1 protein-coding gene is annotated in these 1469 nt (G+C 53.6%); it reads left to right on the top strand.

The features are described 5' to 3' along the window. The first annotated feature begins 12 nt into the window (after positions 1 to 12). Positions 13 to 1440 (top strand): amino acid permease, encoded by a 1428-nt coding sequence (locus A7Q03_RS09190; RefSeq protein ID WP_067449255.1) that lies wholly within the window; start codon positions 13 to 15, stop codon positions 1438 to 1440. Positions 1441 to 1469: the final 29 nt, after the last annotated feature.

The raw sequence follows: 1469 nt of genomic DNA, 5'->3' as shown, positions 1-1469 counted from the left end.
CGCCATCTTTCCATGATTGCCATCGGCGGCAGTATCGGCACCGGCCTGTTTATGGCCAGCGGCAGCGCCATCCATATGGCAGGCCCGGGCGGCGCATTGGTGGCTTATGCCGCCATCGGCCTGATGGTGTATTTCCTGATGACTTCCTTGGGCGAAATGGCCACTTATCTGCCGGTGTCCGGCTCGTTTTCCACTTATGCCGCCAAGTTTGTCGATCCCTCGCTGGGTTATGCCCTAGGCTGGAATTATTGGTTTAGTTGGGTCATCACCGTAGCAGTAGACATTTCCATTGCCGCGCTGGTAATCACGTATTGGGAACCGATGCGCTTTATGCCGCCTTGGGGCTGGAGCCTGCTGTTTTTCGGGCTGATTGTGCTGTTGAATATGTTGTCGGTAGAAGCTTTCGGCGAATCGGAATATTGGTTTTCGCTGGTTAAGGTGGTTACGGTTGTCGTATTTCTCGGCGTGGGCATGCTGACGATTTTCGGTATTCTTGGCGGCAACTATGTGGGTCTGGCTAACTTTACCGTGGGCGACGCGCCGTTTTTAGGTGACGGTTTTTCAGGTAGCTTCTTAACCATGCTGGGCGTGTTCCTGATCGCCGGTTTCTCTTTCCAAGGGACGGAGCTGATTGGCATCACCGCCGGTGAGTCGGAAAACCCGAAAGAGAGCATCCCGAAAGCCGTGAAACAGGTGTTTTGGCGCATCCTGATTTTCTATATCTTGTCGATTTTTGTGATCGGCCTGCTGATTCCCTATACCAGCCCGGAATTGCTGGGGGCGGAAAACGTGTCTGAGATTGCCAAATCGCCGTTTACGCTGGTGTTTGAGCGCGCTGGCTTAGCCATGGCGGCAGCGGTGATGAACGCGGTCATCCTTACTTCTATTCTCTCTGCCGGCAATTCGGGTATGTATGCTTCGGTGCGCATGTTGTATGCCATGGGCAAAAGCGGCATGGCATACAAGAGCTTCCGCAAGGTAAACCGCTTCGGCGTACCGGTACGTTCGGTGCTGGCCACGGCAGCGGTGGTGCTGCTGCTGTTTTTAATCGAAATTTTCAACGACCACGCCTATGAATATATTCTGGCCGCTTCAAGCTTAACCGGCTTCATCTCTTGGCTAGGCATCGCCATCAGCCACTACCGTTTCCGCCGCGCCTACATTGCCCAGGGTTTTGATTTGAAAGACTTGGATTACCGTGCCAAATGGTTCCCCTTCGGTCCGCTGATCGCGCTGGTGTTGTGTGTGTTGGTGATTCTGGGGCAGGACACCGAGCTGGTGATGAGCGGCGAAATCGATTGGCAACGGATTGTGGTGACCTATATGGGCCTGCCCATATTCTTCGGTTTCTATCTCTACCACAAACTGCGCTACCGCACCCGGGTGATCCCGCTTGAGGAAGTGGATTTAGGCGACGAGGAAGAGGACGAAGACGAATAACCCCATCATATAAAAGGCTACCTGAAAAC

This window comes from Eikenella sp. NML99-0057 (assembly GCF_001648535.1).
Classification (GTDB): Bacteria; Pseudomonadota; Gammaproteobacteria; order Burkholderiales; family Neisseriaceae; genus Eikenella; species Eikenella exigua.
This window is presented reverse-complemented; position numbering and strand designations above follow the sequence as displayed.

Coding starts and splice junctions, on each gene's coding strand:
- A7Q03_RS09190 (WP_067449255.1), top strand. CDS start 13: ATGATTGCCATCGGCGGCAGTATCGGCACCGGCCTGTTTATGGCCAGC.